Genomic DNA, 20,655 nt, shown 5'->3' on the forward strand with positions numbered 1-20,655 from the left:
TTTTGTGAGCTATGACGCAGAGCAGAGCGACGATTGTGTGCGCCAGCCCGTGATAACCGGGTGGTTTTGCAACGCAGATCACATCAGGTGATAAGCAGGCGTAGAGCCGGGGAGGATGAGAAGCGGCGGCAGATACTCACAATGTGGCAGGTAAAACGATTTCCGTTTCCGCTAACAGGATGGAGTTATGACAATGAAAACCGGTGCACGCATTCTTGCCCTTTCCGCCCTGACGGCCGTGCTGTTTTCAGCCTCTGCCGTTGCAAAGATTGAAGAGGGAAAGCTGGTCATCTGGATCAACGGCGACAAGGGCTACAACGGCCTGGCTGAAGTGGGTAAAAAGTTTGAGCAGGAGACCGGCATCAAAGTGACGGTTGAGCATCCGGACAAAATGGAAGAGAAGTATCCGCAGGTGGCCGCCACCGGCGACGGCCCGGACATCATCTTCTGGGCGCACGATCGCTTTGGCGGCTATGCGCAGTCGGGCTTGTTAGCGGAGATCTCGCCGGATGCGCGCTTCCAGGAGAAAATCTTCCCCTTCACCTGGGACGCGGTGCGCTTCAACGGCAAGCTGATCGGTTATCCGATTTCGGTAGAGTCCTTGTCCCTGATCTACAACAAAGATCTGCTGCCTGAGCCGCCAAAAAGCTGGGAAGAGATCGCCGCCATTGATAAGAAAATGCGCGCGCAGGGCAAGAGCGCCATGATGTTTAACCTGCAGGAGCCTTACTTCACCTGGCCGCTGCTGGCGGCGGGCGGCGCTTATGCCTTTAAGCTCAACGATGGCCGCTACGATGTGAAAGACACCGGCGTGGATAACGCGGGTGCCAAAGCGGGCATGAGCTTCCTTGTCGATCAGGTGAAGGCCAAAACGCTGAATGCCGATACCGATTACTCGATCGCCGAAGCCGCCTTTAACAAGGGGCAAACCGCCATGACCATCAACGGGCCGTGGGCGTGGAGCAACATAGATAAAAGCAAAATCAACTACGGCGTGACGCTGCTGCCAACGCTGAACGGCAAAAACTCTAAAACCTTCGTTGGCGTGCTGAGTGCAGGCATCAATGCCGCCAGCCCTAACAAAGAGCTGGCCAAAGAGTTCCTGGAAAATTACCTGCTGACCGACGCTGGTCTTGATGCGGTCAACAAAGACAAACCGCTCGGCGCGGTGGCGCTGAAATCGTTCCAGCAGACGCTGGAGAAAGATGAGCGCATTGCCGCCACCATGACCAACGCGCGCAACGGCGACATCATGCCGAACATTCCGCAGATGGCCGCCTTCTGGTACGCGATGCGCACCGCCACGCTGAATGCGCTGAGCGGACGTCAAAGCGTTGATGCGGCGCTAAAAGATGCGCAGGCACGACTCAACAAGTAATCCTCTCTACCAGAGCCGGCGCAATCCGGCTCGTTACTGGCTGTTAAGGAAAACCGCATCATGTCAGGAAAACCGAAAACAGCACGGTTCAGCGCCGTGCTGAAGGCTCTTTTTCTCGGTATCTGCTGTCTGCTGGTCGGCTATCTGCTCGTGCTGATGTATGCAAAAGGTGAATATCTGTTTGCGCTGGTGACGCTGATTATCAGCGCCGTCGGCATCTGGATTTATGCCAATCGTCGCGCTTACGCCTGGCGCTATGTCTATCCCGGACTCGCGGGTATGGCGCTATTCGTACTGTTTCCCCTCGCCTGTACCGTGGCGATTGCCTTTACCAACTACAGCAGCACCAACCAGCTGACGCTGGAACGTGCGCAACAGGTGTTGCTGAGCCGTCAGTATCAGGATGGTTCGGCGCTGAACTTCTCGCTGATCCCGGCGGGCGATCGCTGGCAGCTGGTGCTGACCGAAGCCGCCAACGGGCAAACCTTCGTCTCGCCTGCGTTCGCTTTTGGCGGATCGCAAAAGCTGAAACTCATTAGCGCCCCGCCACCGCCGGGCGAACGCGCCACGCTGCGCATCGTCACCACCAATCGCCAGGCGCTGAACCAGATTCAGGCCGAACTGCCGGATGGTCGTATGGTGGTGATGAGCTCACTGCGTCAGTTCTCCGGTACGCGGCCATTGTATGTACTGCAAGCCAACGGCGACCTGAAAAATCAGCAAAGCGGCGCGCTTTATCAGGCCAATCGTGAAAGCGGTTTCTATCAGAATAGCAGCGGCGAGGCGCTGAGTCCGGGCTTTACGGTGAATACCGGCTGGAAGAATTTCATTCGCGTGTTTACCGATGAAGGGATTCAAAAACCGTTTCTGGCGATCTTTGGCTGGACGCTGCTGTTTTCGTTTGTGACGGTAATTCTCACCGTGGCGGTCGGCATGGTGCTGGCTTGCTTAGTGCAGTGGGAAGCGCTGAAAGGCAAAGCGGTGTATCGCGTGATGCTGATTTTACCCTACGCCGTGCCGGCGTTTATCTCGATATTGATCTTCAAAGGCTTATTCAACCAGAGCTTCGGTGAAATCAACGTGATGCTCAAAGCGCTGTTTGGCTTCCAGCCCGCGTGGTTTAGCGATCCGACGCTGGCGCGCACCATGCTGGTGATCGTCAATACCTGGCTGGGTTATCCCTACATGATGATTCTCTGCATGGGGCTGCTGAAAGCGATTCCGGACGATCTTTATGAAGCTTCGGCGATGGACGGCGCCGGGCCGCTGCAGAACTTCTTCCTGATTACCCTGCCGCTGCTGTTGAAGCCGCTGATGCCGCTAATGATCGCCAGCTTCGCCTTTAACTTTAATAACTTTGTGCTGGTGCAGCTGCTAACCAACGGCGGACCGGATCGCATCGGCACTACCACGCCAGCGGGTTACACCGATTTGCTGGTCAATTACACCTGGCGCATTGCGTTTGAAGGTGGCGGCGGACAGGACTTTGGTCTGGCGGCGGCGATCGCCACGCTGATCTTCCTGCTGGTGGGCGCGCTGGCGGTAATCAATCTAAAAGCCGTGCGGATGAAATTCGATTAAGGAGGTGTTATGGCTATGGTGCAACCCAAATCGCAAAAGCTGCGTCTGTTGATGACGCACCTTCTGCTGCTGATGTTTATTGCGGGAATCCTGTTTCCGCTGCTGATGGTGTTCGCCATCTCACTGCGCGCCGGTAACTTCGCCACCGGCTCGCTGATCCCGGAGCAGATTTCCTGGGAACACTGGCAGCTGGCGTTAGGTTTCAGCGTGGAGCACGCCGATGGCCGCGTGACGCCGCCGCCCTTCCCGGTACTGCTGTGGTTGTGGAACTCGGTGAAAATCGCCGCCATCAGCGCGATTGGTATTGTGGCGCTTTCCACCACCTGCGCGTATGCCTTTGCGCGCATGCGTTTTGCCGGGCGCGCCACGCTGCTTAAAGGCATGCTGATTTTCCAGATGTTCCCAGCCGTGCTGTCGCTGGTGGCGCTCTATGCGCTGTTTGATCGCCTGGGACAATATCTGCCATTTATCGGCCTGAATACGCATGGCGGCGTGATCTTTGCCTATCTCGGCGGCATCGCCCTGCACGTCTGGACCATTAAAGGCTATTTCGAAACCATCGATGGATCGCTGGAAGAAGCCGCCGCGCTGGATGGCGCCACGCCGTGGCAGGCGTTCCGGCTGGTGCTGTTGCCGCTCTCGGTGCCGATTCTGGCGGTGGTGTTTATTCTGGCATTTATCGCCGCTGTCACCGAAGTGCCGGTCGCCTCGCTGCTGCTGCGCGATGTGAACAGCTACACGCTGGCGGTCGGCATGCAGCAATATCTCAACCCGCAAAACTATCTGTGGGGCGACTTTGCCGCGGCGGCGGTGCTCTCTGCGATTCCGATTACGCTGGTGTTCCTGCTGGCCCAACGCTGGCTGGTCAGCGGCCTGACGGCTGGTGGCGTGAAAGGCTAACCCGTTTATTATCCTCCTTCCTCAATGTTCACTGCAGTTGAGGTTTTTGGCGGCCTTAGGGCCGCTTTTTTTATGGGGTGTGGGGAGTTATTGGTCGTCGTGCAGGAGTGCTACATAGCTTTCGTAGGAGTGGCTTCGCACCCGCGTTGTTCTCGTGTCGCTGATGTTATTAAAGAGATCTTTAATAAGAAAGACGTGTAGTTAAAGGTTTTTTGATAGTGATGCGATTATTGAAGATGATACTGTTGTCACTTAGTGACGGAAAATGAACTATTCCGAGTATAATAATACTACCTTATAAATCCTGTGTGAGTTCTGCGTCAGCAGTAAAAGCGCAATGTTGAGGCTGGAAAAGCCTCAACGATATAATTTAAATTTGTACGACAGTAAATTCACAATTTACTTATTATGTAAAGTAAAATCTTATAGACAGTCTATACAACCTTTCATTATCACTTTTTTGATTTTTTCAGCTCATCGCAAGGTTAACAAATCACCAATAAGATGATAACTTGAGTGTACTGAGGTATTCTTCACATTATCATTCAAGGGAATGTAATGAATAACAAACATGATTCGAACCAGCAATCGTATCTAGCTGCATTGCAAAAAATGAAAGAGGATGATTTTAGTAGGAATATAATTAAACCCCTATTTGAATCAATGGATTTCTCTCGTGTAGATTTTGTTGGGGGGCCGTTTGAGGAAGGAAAAGACTTGATAGCTGAATATGCAGCTCCGTTGAAAGGAAATCAAGTCTATGTAATACAGACTAAAAAAATAGGCGAATGCGCTAATACTTCCGAAAAGACAATTTTATCGCAACTGATTTTACAGTTGCAGCAGTGTTTCGTTAAAGAAATCAAACTGCACAATGGCGCTTCTGTTTTACCAAGCGCAGTATATTTAGCTACTCCATATAAAGTAGGAAATAGATTACTTAAAGAAATACATGAGTTATTAAATCTAAGTGGTAAGGTGGTCGAAATTCTTGATGGCCCAAAAATACTTCAACTAATATATGAGTACAATCCAAATTTGATTGAAGGTTTTTTATCAGTAAAGGACAAATTATTTATTACTGACGTTAACACTTTAAACAATCTAGAGCTTATTTCGGCGCTTAATCAATCAGTAAGCGTTCATGACATGAACTGCTACAGTGATCTTGCTTTTTTTATGGGTACTATTGATAGCAACATCCTGCTTGATAGTACCATAATGATTAAAGAAGAGAGTTTTTCGTTAGAGAAAGATAAATGGGATTTGTTTAAAAAAGAGGTTTTATTACCATTAGAGACGTTTTTAGGATTTCCTCCTCTAAGAGAGGAAATTAGCTATTATGACGAAAAATATGAAAGAGAATATAAGCTTTTTCAGTCTGAAAAAAACAAGCAGGTTAGAAGTAACATTATACAAGCCCAGCAATTAATTAACGGGAATGAAAATTCCATTAGAGAAGTAGTTGAGCGAGTCAACGCTACCCGTACAGGCTTACGATCATTATCAATTGATGATAATTATGCGAAGCTCATGGATGAATTTTCCGTTATCATTCGAACATTCCTTGATAAAAGAGATCAGTTAGACTCTCATATAGATATCCAAACATTCATTGATGAGAATAAAATTAAAGAATCATCTAATTTGCATCAGAAAAGTGTCTATCCAGACATAATGAACGCATTTAACTGCGCTGTTAAAATCTCTCAACAAAATAGAGAATTAAAAGCATTAAATGAAGAATTTGTAAACATTCCTAGAGTGAATTTTCAATTTAAAACTACGGCCCTGCAAGAATGGATAAACAAAAAGTGCAGATGTTATAAGAGCGAGATTTTTGAAATAAATTCAAACAACGCTAATGTCGATTTAATATTATTCTTATCTGAAACACAAAAGATTTTAAATGTTCTCGAGATTCTTATAAAAAGAATTGAAGATTCAAAAAGGATCATTGATGTTGAAAAAAAGAAGGATTATTTATGTGATGGGTTATCTATCTCACCATTTAAAATATTCGAAACAAAACATGATATAGCCATATATGGAGGGGCTGGAGCAGGTAAAACCACAACACTTCAAATGTATGTGAGAAAAGCCTATGAAGACAAAAAACTATATGGAAAAGTCATTTACATACCATTAAATAGGTTTATCAATAAGTTAAAGATAGCTCTTGATGAACAGATAGTTAATTATAATCTTCTTATTGAGTTGATACTGCTTGCATCAGGCATGAGTGTTTCTAAAGAAAACCAAAAATCTCTTTCAATATATTTTAATGACGCATTGAATTTGAGATTGGTTTTGGATGGTTTAGATGAAGCTTATGTAAAATACCCCGGAATTATCGACGCAATAAACGAATTTAAAATAAAACACCCTAATATTCAGATGCTAATCTCAAGTAGGGATTGTGTTAGTTATTTGTCAAAAATTAATTTCCTTGGTATAACTCTTCTTCCATTCACACAAAAGCAATTACATAAGTTTGTTATTTCATGGTTCGAGAATAAAAATATCTTATTGGGCGAGAGGGTAATAAATAAAATAAATGAAAGCTCCTTGTCTGAAGTTTTCAGAACACCTCTTCTTGCAACCTTATTATGTGATCTTGTTGAGAAGGGAGTAGATATACCTTCGAGTGAAAGTGAAATTTTCTCCAAGAGAATTGAACTTTTTTGTGGTATGTATGATACATACAAAGACATTAAGCGAACAACTTTATCACAGAGCATTCTTTATAAGGCCGCCATTAAAATCGGTTATGCATTTCATAGGAAAAATATACGTTCGTCTTCGAAAAAGGAGATGATCTCAATTTTGAATAATGATCGATCATTTAGTTATGACTCCAATACTTGTGATATAGCTGTTTCTGAACTTATTAATCCATGCAATATAATTATCTACGATGCATTGTCTGAAACGTATTCGTTTGGACATCTCCGCTATCAGAACATCTTGCTTGCCAAGAGTTGTTAACAAATCGTTCAGTAGATATTATTCCATATTTAAAAAGCGACTGGTGGCGCGGAGCTCTCTGTTTGTATGCTCAATCATGCGAGTTCTATGAGATGATTGAGGCGTTCACACTCAAACACCATAATATTGGACCAGCACTTATCACCTTTTATGAGATGATGAAGTACAGACCAGTTAATGAACGTGCCAACATTCAATACCTTTTAGAAAAGTATGAACAATATGACGATAACTATTTCAGTGATGATAACTATACCTCTTCAGATGACTATTACTAACCATGCGATACAATTCTGCTTAAAGATAGATAATATTTTAAATATAACAGTCTAAATTAAGGCCTAATCATAGGCCTTTTAACTCCTTTCATTATAAAAACTAAATTCATTACAGTTACCTTTAATGCTTTGAAGTATCGCCGCTCAATTCTAACCAAAAATCGCCGAATTTGGCGGCCTTTTATCTTAATGAAATTACTCAGAAGCTAATTGGTCAAGAGTTTTGAATACAAAATATAATTTACCTCATCAAAGTAGACCAAATTGACTTGCTCGATATTGGAGTTCTCACGCACACACTGATTAATCACACCTAATGCGATCTCAGCCGCAAACTCTTTAGGAAACCTGTATATGCCAGTGCTGATATTAGGAAACGAAACGGTTTGAACGCCGTATTATTCAACCAGTTTAAAACAGCTCAGGTAGGCATTCTTCAATAGCGTTTCTTCATCATGTTGCCCGTCATGCCAGTGTGGTCCAACGGTGCGAATGACGAATTTTGCTGGGCAAATTACTCGCCGTGGTGATCACTGCATCTCCAACTTTACATCCACCTTGTCGATTCCAGATTTTCTGACACTCAGCCAAATCGCTGGCCCGCCCGCACGATGGATGGCACCATCAACCCCGCCTCCGCCCAGCAACAATGGCATTTGCATGAACTTTGGTTATATCGTCTTTGAGCAATGCTATTTTGTTCGTGTAACTATAAAATTTTCGAAGTAAAAATATTGTAATGCTATTACTTATCATCATCATTGCAAATGCTTTAACTTTCTTCCTTTATTTATCAGTAGATCATATAGAGCTAGCAGTTTCCTATAATTGCTACTTTTTTTATCTTCAAACGCCATTAAATAATCTTTAAGACTTGGGAGCGTTAGGTTCCCATCATACGCATTAAAAAAAACAATGTTATTAATTTTACTTTGGCTACTTCCATATTTCCCATATATCTCTTCTATGGAGTGGGCCTCAATTTTATTATTGGTTGGTAATCTTTTATACGCAGATAGTAAATTTCTTGATTGGTTAAGCTTATGCTTAGCCATACTTATCATTCCGGGACATAACTTATCGAATCCGTAAGCAGGGATGTGCGTTCGTGACGATATAACTTGCTTATCTAATAATTCCACAAGCTCTTTATTACTTGTATCAATGATGTCAAAATAATTCTCCATCATTTCGCTCAATGTTTGGAAATGATACTTGATTACTTTCACAGAACCAACAGCTAAAACCAATTCATCATTTGATAAGGTATCAAGATCTCCCACAAGTTTGACCTTAATATCCCCACCTTCCTTTATCTTTCTAAAAACATCTTCTACTCGTCGAATATCCATAACTGAAACAGGTAGTTTCAACATTGATATTTCATTATATATGGTTGAAAAATTATCAGTAATAACCTTATTAATTTTAATTATACCAATTCCATCTATATCTATATCATGACTAATCACATCAAGTGACATGATGTTTTCGTTTCGTTCTATGAGGAGGAAATTCTTCCTAATATCATCTGCGACGTTTGTATCCTTAGGAATATAGGAAAATATAGTTCTTAACACATTCTTAATATTAATATCACTGATACTATAACCAATAAAAATAATTGGATTATGAATAAACAGAGATAGCAATTGTGCTCTAATCAATTCATGCTTCGTATTAAAGTGCTCATAATCACTTTTAGTTATAATTATGCTTGAAGGTTTTGAAATACATCCATGTATTTTATAAACTGAACCATAAGGATTACTTAGAAGTAGATCATTACCTATAACCGTTCGAAAGCCTAAAGTACCTTCAATAAAGTGGTCATAATTAGTGGTTATGACTGAAGCGATATTCTTACTTGCGTTGCTTAAAAGTTCTATCTCATCATTGACAAAAATTGTATTTGTTATATTTACTAATTTAGAAATATATAATTTGAATCTACTAATGGCAAAGTCAGTTTGAGCAAGTTGAAAATATTCATCATTAAGTTCTTTAAATTTTCCATATCTTTCATTTTTTAGGATTTCTTCGAAAAAAACCTCAAGGTCTTGGGCAACAGCTGAGTAGTCCACACCATAATCGTTATGATTATGTTTTCTTCTAAGGTCTATAAATACTTCATTATTACCAGTTAGCTCGATATTTATTTTCTCCAGTAATGCTGGCCAACTATAGGCGCCTTCAAGATAACGCATGCTAAATCCAGCTCCCACAAAAAGAATAGGATGATTTTTATAATTAGAGAAAAATTGAGAAATATCCATTTAATCACCTTCGGAATTATCTAAGCAGCAATTACAAACCAAGTTCAGAGTTAACAAAAAATCATATTTATCACATCACAATCCATTGAAAAGAACTGATAGCGTGTTAAACCCATAGCTTTATTAAAGTATTCATACTGAGTAGGATCAGTTGACAGCTATAAGTCAATCAATTCAATCCATAATTAGCAAATAAAACCTCCACATAATAGGTATATCTTCCCAAAAAAGTATTTATATAATTGTTTGATTGTAATTATGATTTTTGAAATCGCAACTAATTTTTAATATAGAACATTAGAACACTCAACCTCAATGCTCGCTTCGTTAATTCTGTACATCTTAATGGTCGCTGATTTCAGCGTTCTGGCCTGACATAATGCACGAAACAGCACCGGCGTTGTTCTATCAAACTCCTTTTGAACGGATATTGGTGCATGAATTCTTATGGCCGTAAGCCTTCCCGTGTGCGGATCCACCAGGATGGTAATGTTGTGCATGAGGGAGTTGAGCTCTATCGAACCGAGTCTGGTCGGCATCATGCGCGAACCTACAAAAGGAGAACCGCTTTCATCTTCTAACCAGAGAGGTGCTGGAACAGACATATTAATTCTTTTGAATTTAACGAAATTTATTAACAGAAATTATTAGCGTGAGAAGATATACAAGGCCCACGCTCATCATTCCACTCTCTGGATAAAAATAAACTTTAAGCACACCAAATACGAGAGTACATAAAACCGGAACATAGATGCATAGTAACAATTTTAATTGTTCTACTAACCATCTCTTCAAATACCCCATCCTAGTTCACTCCAACCTACTTGTATGCAAACCTGAAGAGCATTATGTTTCAGCACGCTAAATATGCTCTATTTCACTCTTAAATTTAACGACATTTGTAGATAACAAATGAAAGAGAGCACAGATAAAATATCCCTACACCTAACATACTGCTATCTGGAAAAAAGTAGATTTGTAGCAGCGAAAAAAGTATTGTTGATACTATCGGCACGTAAGTGCAGATCAGAAATTTCGATTCTGATATTAACCATTGTTTTAAAAATTTCCTCATTATTTCCCTACTAACTTCATCAATCCCTCATCGACTTCGTGATCTGAAAGCCATTGGCTTTTAAGCGCATCAGCGCGCATGAATGAAGGTTCGATAAGGAAATACATCATTTAGAGCTAACAAATATATTATGCGTGGTAAAGAGAGCCTGACCGCCTTTTATTGTTCTTACTGGCCTGACCGGAAACTGCATCAATAACGCCAGAAACTGTGTTGTCGAATTTTTCTGCCAGAATCCTTTGCGCCTGAAGCTGTTTTATGACCGCATCACTGTGGTACATATATATCCCTATTTTGATTCCATTAACCTTGCAAACTATAGGACAATGATACTATGACGTGAAGCTAAATCTCAGTCTTCAACGTTTTAGGAAATCTATGTACCCCTGTGCTGATATAGGGAAACAAAACGATTCAGTGTCTTATTCGCCTACCCGTTAAAAACGGCTCAGGAGGTATTTGTCGCGTTAAAAAATACGTCTGCTGGGACTTGGGTTATATCGTCTTTAAGCAATACTATTTTGTTCATGTATTTCTAATCCTCAGCGTCAGCAATCTTAGCCAGAAGCTAAGCAATCATCCTCTCATTCCATCCATCCTTAAACACAATGTTACCGTCCACGTATTTCCATGTGATCGTTTCATATCGTAGCTCAATATTTTCCAGATGCGTGCTGGTCTGGCCGTTTGGCAGCAGAGCCGGTGAAATGCTGGAGATTTTGACGTTATCCAGGCGGATATTAAAATACTCGACCTCAATACCCGCTTCGTTAATTCGGTACATCTTGATGGTCGCTGATTTCAGCGTTCTGGCCTGACACAATGCACGAAACAGCACCGGCGTTGTTCTATCAAACTCCTTTTGAACGGATATTGGTGCATGAATTCTTGTGGCCGTAAGCCTTCCGGTGTGAGGATCCACCGGGATGGTAATGTTGTGCATGACGGAGTTGAGCTCTATCGAACCGAGTCTGGTCGGCATCATGCACGAGCCCACAATCGGCGAACCGCTTTCATCTTCTAACCAGATATGTGCTGGAATTGACATATTTAATCCTTTAAAGTTTTCGACATTGATAAACGACAAAAATATACGCACACAGGTAAACGATCCCCACGCTCAGCATGCCGCTGTCGGGATATAAGTAAAATTTGAACATACCGTACAGCACGGTAATAATAACCGGCACGTAGATACGCAGCAGCATTTTGGATTGGGACCTCAGCCATTGCTTTAGGAAACGTTTCATGCCCTTCCCATTAGTTTCGCGAGCACCTGAGCGAGTTCATATTCGGAAAGCCTTTTATTCGTGAGCGCACCTGCCCGGATAAATTCGTCCTCAATGAGAAAATACATCATTTCAAGCCTGCGTATGTATAGCGCCTGATAATAAGCCTGATGCATGACCTGCAACCTTTTGGCGCTTTCTGCCGCATTCTGGACAATACCGTATATTGTCAGCACCCCCACTGCGTCGCCAAAATAACCACCAATACTTTTGGCAACTGGAAACCTGATATTCATTGCCACAATCACTGCCATTGTCGCCCCGACCGCAAAGGCGTTTGATGTCAGCGTGCTAGCCGCAATGTGAATATTTAACCGCATCAGCTGGCTTTTAATTACCGCAATCTGCCGCATAGAACGGTTCTCAAGCTGATATTCAATGTAGGTTTTTAGAAGTTCGAAAACAATGCGCCGGTCTTTTACTAACTGTACCATTCCCATCATGAAACGCTTATCTTCGATCGCCTGTTTTTTACAAACATCATAATACTCATCAGTAAAGCACGATGCATAAAATGAAAGCCGGGTCGCCCCTTTATTGATCTTACTGACTTGATCGGAAACTGCGTCAATAACGCCGGAAACGGCGTTGTCGAGCTTTTCTGCCAGAATCCTTTGCGCCTGAAGCTGCCGTATGACCGCATCGCTGTGGTACATATATATCCCTATAGTTAATCCCGTTAACCACGCAAACCATAGGGGAATAATAAAATTCAGTGAAGCGAAAACTTAGCCAGTTGTGATCCCTATTCATAAAAAAAACCGCACCTACCAGTACGGTTTACTCGTTTAACTAAAGAATTTTCTGAGAAAGACCCGTAAACGCAATATCCATTATTTATCACGCAACGATCCCATTATTTCCCCATTACGGCGGCGATAACCTCACAATCTAACTCAGCTTCACCAGCCCAATCGTTTTCTCAATCACCATTAAAATCAGCACCGCGAAGATAATAAAGATTACCGAAATCGCATTCACCGTAGGATCGAATGTCTGATCGACGTAATTAAATACCCGAACCGGCACGGTGATGGTGTCTGGCGCGCTGAGAAACAGGCTCACGGAGACTTCACCAAACGAAGTTACCGCCGCAAATACCGCTCCGGCCAGAATGCCGGGCTTAATGAGCGGCAGCGTGACGTGGCGAAACGTATACCAGCGCCCCGCGCCCAAACTCATCGATACCGCTTCGAGCCGCTTATCCATCGCCGCCAGACTCACGCTAACGGTGCGCACCACATACGGCAGCGCCACCACTACATGGCCAATCACCAGCCCGCTGATCATCCCGGCGATGCCCGCCGCCGTCAGCACATAGAGCAACGCAATGCCGAGCACCACTTGCGGAATCATCAGCGGCGACAGAATAAACGCCTGCAACGCCTCGCGATAGCGGAACTCCAGCCGCGCCAGCGACCAGGCGGCAAACGTACCCAGCACCACGGTGATTGGCGTGACGATCACCAGCAGCAAGGCGCTGATCCACAGCGACGCGATCCAGCCGTCATCCTGTAAAAGCGCGCTAAACCAGCGCAGCGAGAACCCCTGCGGCGGAAACTGCGGATACGGTTCCGGGCTAAACGCCGAGAGCACAATCACCAGCACCGGCAGCGCTAAAAAGGCGTAAATCACGATGCCCGCCAGCGTCACGCCGAACTGCGTCAGGCGCTGTGCCAGGCTTTGCGAGTTATCCATGATTATTCTTCTCCCAGCGTTTCAGGAACGCTCCCGCAATCCCGACGACAATCAAGGTCATCACCAGCAACGTCAACGACAGCGCCGCCGCCAGCGGCAGGTTAGCGATCTGCATCGCCTGCTGATAAATGGCAATCGGCAGCAGCGGCTGTAAGCGCCCACCAATCAGCAACGGCGTGATGTAGCTGCCCGCCGCGAGGGAAAAGACGATGATGAAACCGGTCAGCATGCCGGGCAGCGTCAAAGGCAGCACCACGCGGCGGAAGGTCATCGCGGGCGTAGCACCCAGACTCATCGCCGCCAATCGCAGCGAGGGCGCGATTTCATTCAGCGAGGTAATCAGCGGCAGCACGGCAAACGGCAGCATCACCTGCACATAAGCGATGATCACCGCATTCATGTTCCACAACAGGCTGAGCGGCTGCGGAATTAGGCCGGTGAACAGCAGAAATCCGTTGATCAAACCGTTCTGCGCCAGCAGCACAATCCACGCGAAGGTGCGGATCACCACGCTGGTGAGCAGCGGAGAAATCAGGATCACATACAGCAGCGTGCGCCAGCCGCGCCGCTGCGTCGTTACCAGCAGCCACGCCGCTGGCCACGCTAGCAGCACGGTAATCGCGGCGGTAAGCAGCGACACCCACAGCGTGGTCCAGAGCGCGTGCAGATATTGCGGATCGGCAAACACCGTCACATATTGCGCCAAGCTGTAACCGGGCAGCGGATTGAGCAGGCTATCAACGTTGGTCAGGCTTTGGTCGAACAGCAGCAGCAGCGGCACCAGCAAAAACAGCAGCAGAAAAAGTAGCGATGGCGTCAGCAGCAGCCAGGGAAACAGATTACGCGTGGCGATCTTCATCAGGCGCGCTCCTGCGCGGGCAGCACGATGACATCCGCCGCTTGCCAGTGCAGATAGCAGCGATCGCCCGGCGCGGGCAGCTGTGAAAAGTGCGCTTCTGCTGGCTGCACGCGGATCTCGCCGCCGCCCGGCAGCTGGCACACCAGCCGCAAGGTCGCACCGGCAAAACTCACTTCTTTCACGCTGGCGGCGCTGCCGTTGCTGGTAAATTGCTGCGGCTTGCTGGAGAACTGCACGCGCTCAGGGCGCACAATCAGCAACGATGAAGCACTTGCCGGTTGCGCGGCGCTGAGTTGCAGCGCTGATCCGGCGGCGACAAAGTGATCGCGCGCCTGGTAAAGTCCGTTGTGCGCAGAGGCATGGAACAGATTGGCCTGTCCGACAAACTCCGCGACAAAGCGATTTGCCGGTTGGCGATAGAGCGCGGCGGGTGCGCCAATCTGCTGCAGCTCGCCCTGGCCGAGAATGCCAATGCGATCCGACAGCGTCAGCGCCTCTTCCTGATCGTGCGTCACCAGCACCGTGGTGATGCCGACGCGCTGCTGCAACGCGCGCAGTTCGTCCTGCATCTCCTTGCGTAGACGCGCATCAAGGTTCGACAGCGGTTCATCCAGCAGCAGCACCTGCGGTTCAATCGCCAGCGCACGCGCAATCGCTACGCGCTGCTGCTGTCCGCCGGAAAGCTGATGCGGCATGCGCTGCGCCAGCCCTTCCAGTCGCACCTGCTTTAGCGCTTCGGTGACACGACGCTGCTGTTCGCTGCGCGACACTTTACGCACCTTCAGCCCAAACGCGACGTTATCGCCCACGCTCAGATGCGGAAACAGCGCGTAGTTCTGGAACACCATGCCGATGTGGCGCTGATACGGCGGCAGCGCGGTGACATCCTTGCCACCAATCAACACGTGTCCGTTATTCGGCGACAAAAATCCGGCGATGATATTCAGCAGCGTGGTTTTGCCGCAGCCGCTCGGCCCGAGCAGGGAGAAAAACTCACCCTGCTCGATGGTGATGCTGACGTCATTCAGCGCGCGATGGTGATCAAACTGCCGCGCTACGCCGTCAATGACGACTGAACTCATTTGGCACCACCAAGTGCCTGGCTCCAGCGACGCGTCCAGTCCGCCAGCTGCGGCGTGGCGGTGCTGTAATCAATCCAGATCAGTTTGCTGTAGGCTGCTTCGCCCACTTTCACCTGCTTCTTCAGGTTGTCGCTGTACTGCACGTCTTTATTGGTCATGCCATACAGTGATTTATCCGAGAAGGCTTTCTGCACGTCGGGCGCAGACATGGCGTTAATCAGTTTGTAGGCGTTGGCGAGGTTCGGCGCGCCCTTTGGAATCACCCAGTTCGCGGCACCGACAACCGGGCCATCGGACGGATAGACGAAATCGACTTTCATGCCCTGCTGCTTGAGCGCAAACACGCGGCCATCCCAGTACGGCACCACCCACGCATCGCCACGCTCCAGCAGGGTTTGAATCGCGCCCGGACTATCCGGGAACGCCACCGCGTTGCCGCGCAGTTCCGCCAGTTTGGTGAAGGCTTTGTCCACGGCGGCAGGCTGATTAAGTTCGCCGCCCAATGCGTGCACTAAGCCCGCGAAGAACTGCAAACCGGCGGCGTAGGTTGGCGATGAAATCGCTACGTGGCCTTTGTATTCCGGATTCCACAAGTCGAGCCAGCTTTTCGGCGGGGTTTTCACCAGATCGCTGCGATAAGCGAGGCCAAGCTGGCCGAGGCTGAAGGCGGCGGCGTAGGTTTGATTGTCATAAACAAAGCGCGACTGCACGCTCTTATACAGATTATTTAGGTTGGGAATATCTTTGGCATCCAGCGGCTGCAGCAAGCCCGCCGCCTGCGCGCGCTGCACGGTATCGGGCTGGAACACCACCACGTCATACGGCGAACGACGGCCTTTGGCGGCACGCAACTTGGCAAACCATTCGGCATCCGCGCCCGGCACCACGGTCAGCTTCAGGTGATTATCTTTGGCAAACTGCTCCAGACCGGACGCGCGGATATTTTTCTCCCAGTCACCGCCGTAAACGCCAACGATCACCGAGTCTGTGGTTTCAGCCGCGCTCGCCGCACAGCTGATCAACATGCCCACCAGCGCGGTGAGCAGGATTTTTTTGTTATTTAACTGGCGCATGGCCATCTCCTGGTATTGAGGTAATTGACGCTGAAAGTTCACTCTCCAGCGCGCGCAGCGCAGCGACAAACGCCTGGCGCGCCATCGCGATATCTGGAGAAGTTGAACGGGGAAAATCTGCCGGTAACTGCGCTAACGCGGCGGCAAACACCGCAGAGCGATGGCGCTGACGTTCGGCCGGACTGAGTGGATAAAGCAGCTGATTGAGCCGCGTCAGCACATCGCCATCAAATAGCGTTTGCCAGTTCTCGCGCGCCGCGCCGAAGGAAGATGACGCCGCACGCGGTTGGCTGCGCAAGGCGGCGGTGGCCGCGGCATCAATGCCGTTATCGGTAAGCACCACGCCATAGTGCTGCGCGGCATCGGTGTGGCTCAGCAAATGGTTATCGACATCGTTTTGCACCGCCAGCGCATCGCGCTTGAAAGGATCGCCCCAACCGCCGCCGCCGGGCGTTTGCAGCAGCACTTCGTCACCGGCGTTGACGCTCAGCAGATCGATCTTGCCGAGTGGCTGGCCGCCCGCGACATCAGGATTAAGCGTCAGCGTGGTCGATTGCCCCGGCTGACCGCCCTGCACGCCCCACGGCTGGAACAGCATGCGCTCCATGCCACGCGCCAGCAGCGTGCTGTCATTTTGCAGAATGCGCACGCGGATCTGCTGGCCCATGCCGCCACGCCATTGTCCTGCGCCGGCAGAACCGGGGCGCAGCGCGTACTGGCGGATTTCGATATGGGTTTCCGCTTCCACCATCTCCACCGGATTGTTCGCCAGATTCGAGATGCTGTTGTCGCGTCCGTCGATGCCATCGCGCCCCCAGCGCGCCCCGCCGCCACCGACCATCGGTTCGATCACCTGCACATTCTGCTCGCGGCCATTGCGCGCCACTTCGGCGATCACCAGCGGAATGATGGTGCCACCGCTGGCGGCGGGCATTACGTCCGGCAACGGCTGACCCAGCAAACCGTTCAGCAGATCATTCACGCGCACCGCCGCCGCATGGCGTACGCCAACTGCCGCCGGATAGTGCGGATTGACCAGCGATCCGGCGGGCGCAAACAGCGTCACCGGCGCGAGTAATCCGGCATTCAGCGGCACGCCTTTGTCCAGCGTGCACACCAGCGCCAAAATGCGCAGCGTCAGCCACGCATGCGGATCGCCGTGGCTGGGAATGTTGATCGCCGCCGCCACCTGCGCATCGCTGCCGGTGAAATCGAGATGCACCTTGCCATCGTTAAAGGTGGCGGTGATGGCGAGCCGCACCGGCAAGCCGCTGCCTGCGGCGTCATCGAGGTAATCTTCAAACTGATACACGCCGTCGGGAATGCGGCGCAGCACCTGGCGCGCGCGGATCGCCGAATATGCCTGCAAATCCTGCTGCGCCTGCACCACGTTGGTAACGCCATGCTGCGCCACGATGCGATTCAGACGATCGCGACCGGCATTGAGCGCGGCCAGCATCGCCTGAATATCGCCAGCAATCGCATCCGGCGTGCGGCTGTTGGCGGTGAGAATGTTCATCACATCACGATTGAGTTCACCCGCACGCACCAGCTTGACCGGCGGAATTTGCAGCCCTTCCTGATAAATATCGCTGTTGGTCGGCGAGATGCTGCTCGGCACGCGCCCGCCAACGTCGGAGGCGTGTAAAAAAGCCCAGCCCCACGCCACCAGTTCGCCATCGACGAACCACGGCGCCAGCACCTGCAAATCTGGCAGATGCGTCGCCAGCCCGCGCGAGCGCCAGGGATCGTTAGTCAGAATCACATCGCCGGGCGCAACCTCGCCGACCGCCTGAATCGCGGTTAGCGCGTTCAGCCCGACAAAACCGGAAACGCCAATACCTTTCGGATAGGCAAAGAAGCGGCCTTGCAGATCAGCCACCGCGCAGCAAAAATCGGCGGTTTCCTTGACGTACAGCGTGCGTCCGGTGCGCTGCAGGATGTGGCACATCTCTTCGGTGAGCGCGGTGAGTTTTTGGTTGAGGATTTCGAGAGTGATGGCATCCAGTTTCATGCTGCGTCTCCCGTTACACGCGCGATCAGCAGATTGCCGCTGCTATCGGTGCACGCCGACCAGCCAGGCAAGATCAGCGTGGTGGTATCCTCTTGTTCGATCACCGCCGGGCCGTGAATGTGGCTCTGCGTGCCGATGTTCACACGTTGCCAGATGCGCGCATTCACCCAGCCGCCGCGCAGATAAAGTGGGCGCGAAACTGGCTCATCAATCTCATTCTCAGAGTTAAAAGTTTTATCGGTAGGGCGCGGCAGCGCGGCGTTCAGCGACAGGCGCAGCGTGGTGAGTTCAATGGCCGCGTCAGGCGTGTTAAAGCCATAACGCTGCTGATGCAGCTGCTGAAAACGTTCCAGCAGTTGCTGATGCGTGATGCTTGCCGGGCTGCCGAGAGTGACGCTGAGTTCGTAGGCCTGTCCGGCATAGCGCATATCCGCTTCCACCCGATAATGGGCGCGCTCGCTGAGGCGGCTGGCCTGTTCGGCAAACCACTTTTGCGCCAGCTGATGCAGCTCCGCAACGGTGGCGGCGATTTTGCCGTAGCTCTCCGCTGTAACGTTGATGCGCAGGCTGCGCACAAAGTCGCGGCGGATATCAGCGCTGATCGCGCCCTCGGCGCAGAACGTGCCGGGACGCAGCGGCACCAGAATGCGGTTGATGCCCGCCTCTTCGGCAAAGAAGTTGGCGTGGGTCGGGCCCGCACCGCCAAAGGGAATCAGCGTCAAGCCATCGGCGGTCAATCCGCGCTGCGCCAGCGCTTTGTTCAGTTCGGTCGCCATCTGCGCGGTGGCTACTGCGATAGCGCCGCTTGCCACCTGTTCGGCCGCCAAACCTAACGTTTCGCCCAATTCGCTGAGTGCGCGAAGTGCGGCGGCGTGATCCAGCGTGATGGTGCCCGCCAACGCCGCGTCGGCGGATAAGATGCCGCTCACCAGATAGCAATCGGTGAGAGTGGGTTGCGTGCCGCCGCGCTGATAGGCTACCGGGCCCGGATCCGCGCCCGCACTTTCTGGGCCAACCTTGAGAATGCCGAAACCATCGACATGCACGATGGAGCCGCCGCCGGCACCAATCGCCGATACGCCCACCACCGGCAGAATCAGCGGCAGGCCGCCAATCTCGGTGCGGTTAACGCGTTCGATTTCGCCCTGCTGCGACAGCGAGATATCGCTGCTGGTGCCGCCCATATCAAAGGAGACAAAGCCCGTTCCGGACGCCAGATGCGCCGCAGCAATCACGCCGGATGCCGGTCCGGAGAGCAGCGTGTCCACCGGGCGCTGATGCGCGGCGTCCAGCGGCAGCACGCCGCCGTTGGACGCGGTGATCAATAAGGGAACGTCAATCGCCTGCTGCGCCAGTAAATCGCCTAGCCGGTTAAAGTAGCGCTGCATCAGCGGCTGAATATAGGCGTTCAGCCCGGCCACCAGCGTGCGTTCATATTCACGAATCTCCGGCCACAGCTGCGCCGAAGAGAGCACCGGCACAGCGCCTAACTTTGCGGCCAGCGCGCTTGCCAGTTCCGCTTCACGCGTGGGATTGGCATAACCGTTGATGGTCACCAGCGCCACCGCGCTTACCTTGAGTTGCAGAACCTCGGATGCCACCATCGCCAGTTCGGCCTCAGTTGGCCACTGCGTCACTTCACCGGCGGGACTAAACCGCGCCGGGATCTCCAGCACGCGCTGACGCGGTAAAAAAGGCGGCTCGCGGTCGGCATGAAAATCAAAGGAGGACGGCATACGCGCACGCGCGATCTCCAGCACATCGCGGAAACCGGCGCTGATCACCAGCGCGATATCCGCGCCGCGCCGCTGGATAATGGCGTTGAGGCCCAGCGTGGTGCCGTGCAACACCAGCGATAGCGCGCTGGCGGGCAAACCGCTTTTCAGCAGCACGGCGCGCAGCCCGTCACTTACCGCCAGAGCGGGATCGGCGGGCGTGCTGGGCTGTTTATGGAAAAAGCGTTGCTGGCGTTGCGGATCAAATAAAACAAAATCGGTAAAGGTTCCTCCGACATCCACGCCGACTGTCGCTCCGGCTGCGGGGCTGTTATCCACCTTAATTCTCCTGCATTACTGGTGACTTAGCGTCGTAGGGCGTTAATCTCCGTTGCTTTGCCATGCAATACGAGCAACAAAAATAGCTAAGCTTTGCAGGAATGCGCATG

General features: G+C 49.9%; 14 protein-coding genes and 2 pseudogenes. 4 read left to right on the top strand and 12 right to left on the bottom strand.

Translation table 11 applies throughout. The annotated features are described in order from the left end of the window. Window positions 1-187 precede the first annotated feature (187 nt). The 4 genes from malE (at window position 188) to ACVLVH_RS03010 (ending at window position 6,847) form a co-directional block, all read left to right on the top strand. The gene (malE, locus tag ACVLVH_RS02995; protein WP_192414506.1) at window positions 188-1,378 is read left to right on the top strand and encodes a maltose/maltodextrin ABC transporter substrate-binding protein MalE; all 1,191 of its coding nucleotides are present in this window, start codon (window positions 188-190) and stop codon (window positions 1,376-1,378) included. A gap of 60 nt (window positions 1,379-1,438) precedes the next feature. Beyond that, window positions 1,439-2,959, top strand: a complete 1,521-nt coding sequence (gene malF, locus ACVLVH_RS03000; RefSeq protein ID WP_309837831.1) for a maltose ABC transporter permease MalF — start codon at window positions 1,439-1,441, stop codon at window positions 2,957-2,959. A 9-nt stretch (window positions 2,960-2,968) separates the two neighbouring features. Next, window positions 2,969-3,859, top strand: coding sequence for a maltose ABC transporter permease MalG (malG, locus tag ACVLVH_RS03005; protein ID WP_008110659.1), 891 nt, complete (start codon window positions 2,969-2,971; stop codon window positions 3,857-3,859). A gap of 558 nt (window positions 3,860-4,417) precedes the next feature. Continuing rightward, window positions 4,418-6,847: an NACHT domain-containing protein gene (locus ACVLVH_RS03010; RefSeq protein ID WP_498948681.1), complete on the top strand. Its 2,430-nt coding sequence runs from the start codon at window positions 4,418-4,420 to the stop codon at window positions 6,845-6,847. A gap of 484 nt (window positions 6,848-7,331) precedes the next feature. On the opposite strand, the pseudogene ACVLVH_RS03015 reads toward ACVLVH_RS03010, so the two are convergent. From ACVLVH_RS03015 to ACVLVH_RS03070, 12 genes and pseudogenes are all read right to left on the bottom strand, one after another. After that, window positions 7,332-7,565, bottom strand: a pseudogene (locus ACVLVH_RS03015) (macro domain-containing protein). A 25-nt stretch (window positions 7,566-7,590) separates the two neighbouring features. Beyond that, window positions 7,591-7,716, bottom strand: coding sequence for a macro domain-containing protein (locus ACVLVH_RS03020; protein ID WP_498948682.1), 126 nt, complete (start codon window positions 7,714-7,716; stop codon window positions 7,591-7,593). 167 nt (window positions 7,717-7,883) lie between these two features. Then, entirely contained in the window at window positions 7,884-9,401 is a 1,518-nt protein-coding gene (locus tag ACVLVH_RS03025) for an SIR2 family protein (RefSeq protein WP_498948683.1), read from the bottom strand. A gap of 290 nt (window positions 9,402-9,691) precedes the next feature. Continuing rightward, window positions 9,692-10,006, bottom strand: a pseudogene (gene tssD / locus ACVLVH_RS03030) (type VI secretion system tube protein TssD); the annotation flags it as partial. Window positions 10,007-11,044: 1,038 nt separating this feature from the next. Next, window positions 11,045-11,524, bottom strand: a complete 480-nt coding sequence (locus ACVLVH_RS03035; RefSeq protein ID WP_137387058.1) for an Hcp family type VI secretion system effector — start codon at window positions 11,522-11,524, stop codon at window positions 11,045-11,047. Window positions 11,525-11,722: 198 nt separating this feature from the next. Further along, window positions 11,723-12,421: a hypothetical protein gene (locus ACVLVH_RS03040; RefSeq protein WP_498948684.1), complete on the bottom strand. Its 699-nt coding sequence runs from the start codon at window positions 12,419-12,421 to the stop codon at window positions 11,723-11,725. A gap of 235 nt (window positions 12,422-12,656) precedes the next feature. Next, window positions 12,657-13,463: an ABC transporter permease gene (locus tag ACVLVH_RS03045; protein ID WP_498948685.1), complete on the bottom strand. Its 807-nt coding sequence runs from the start codon at window positions 13,461-13,463 to the stop codon at window positions 12,657-12,659. Continuing rightward, the gene (locus tag ACVLVH_RS03050) at window positions 13,456-14,322 is read right to left on the bottom strand and encodes an ABC transporter permease (protein ID WP_498948686.1); all 867 of its coding nucleotides are present in this window, start codon (window positions 14,320-14,322) and stop codon (window positions 13,456-13,458) included. Before ACVLVH_RS03050 ends, ACVLVH_RS03045 begins: the two co-directional genes overlap by 8 nt. Continuing rightward, window positions 14,322-15,404: an ABC transporter ATP-binding protein gene (locus tag ACVLVH_RS03055; RefSeq protein ID WP_498948689.1), complete on the bottom strand. Its 1,083-nt coding sequence runs from the start codon at window positions 15,402-15,404 to the stop codon at window positions 14,322-14,324. Before ACVLVH_RS03055 ends, ACVLVH_RS03050 begins: the two co-directional genes overlap by 1 nt. Then, complete coding sequence (locus tag ACVLVH_RS03060) at window positions 15,401-16,477, bottom strand: ABC transporter substrate-binding protein (protein ID WP_498948690.1); 1,077 nt, start codon at window positions 16,475-16,477, stop codon at window positions 15,401-15,403. The genes ACVLVH_RS03055 and ACVLVH_RS03060 overlap by 4 nt, the downstream gene beginning before the upstream one ends. Beyond that, window positions 16,461-18,491: a hydantoinase B/oxoprolinase family protein gene (locus ACVLVH_RS03065; RefSeq protein ID WP_498948691.1), complete on the bottom strand. Its 2,031-nt coding sequence runs from the start codon at window positions 18,489-18,491 to the stop codon at window positions 16,461-16,463. Before ACVLVH_RS03065 ends, ACVLVH_RS03060 begins: the two co-directional genes overlap by 17 nt. Next, window positions 18,488-20,545, bottom strand: a complete 2,058-nt coding sequence (locus tag ACVLVH_RS03070) for a hydantoinase/oxoprolinase family protein (protein ID WP_498948692.1) — start codon at window positions 20,543-20,545, stop codon at window positions 18,488-18,490. Before ACVLVH_RS03070 ends, ACVLVH_RS03065 begins: the two co-directional genes overlap by 4 nt. Window positions 20,546-20,655: the final 110 nt, after the last annotated feature.

The sequence above is a fragment of the Kluyvera sp. 1366 genome (assembly GCF_054823405.1).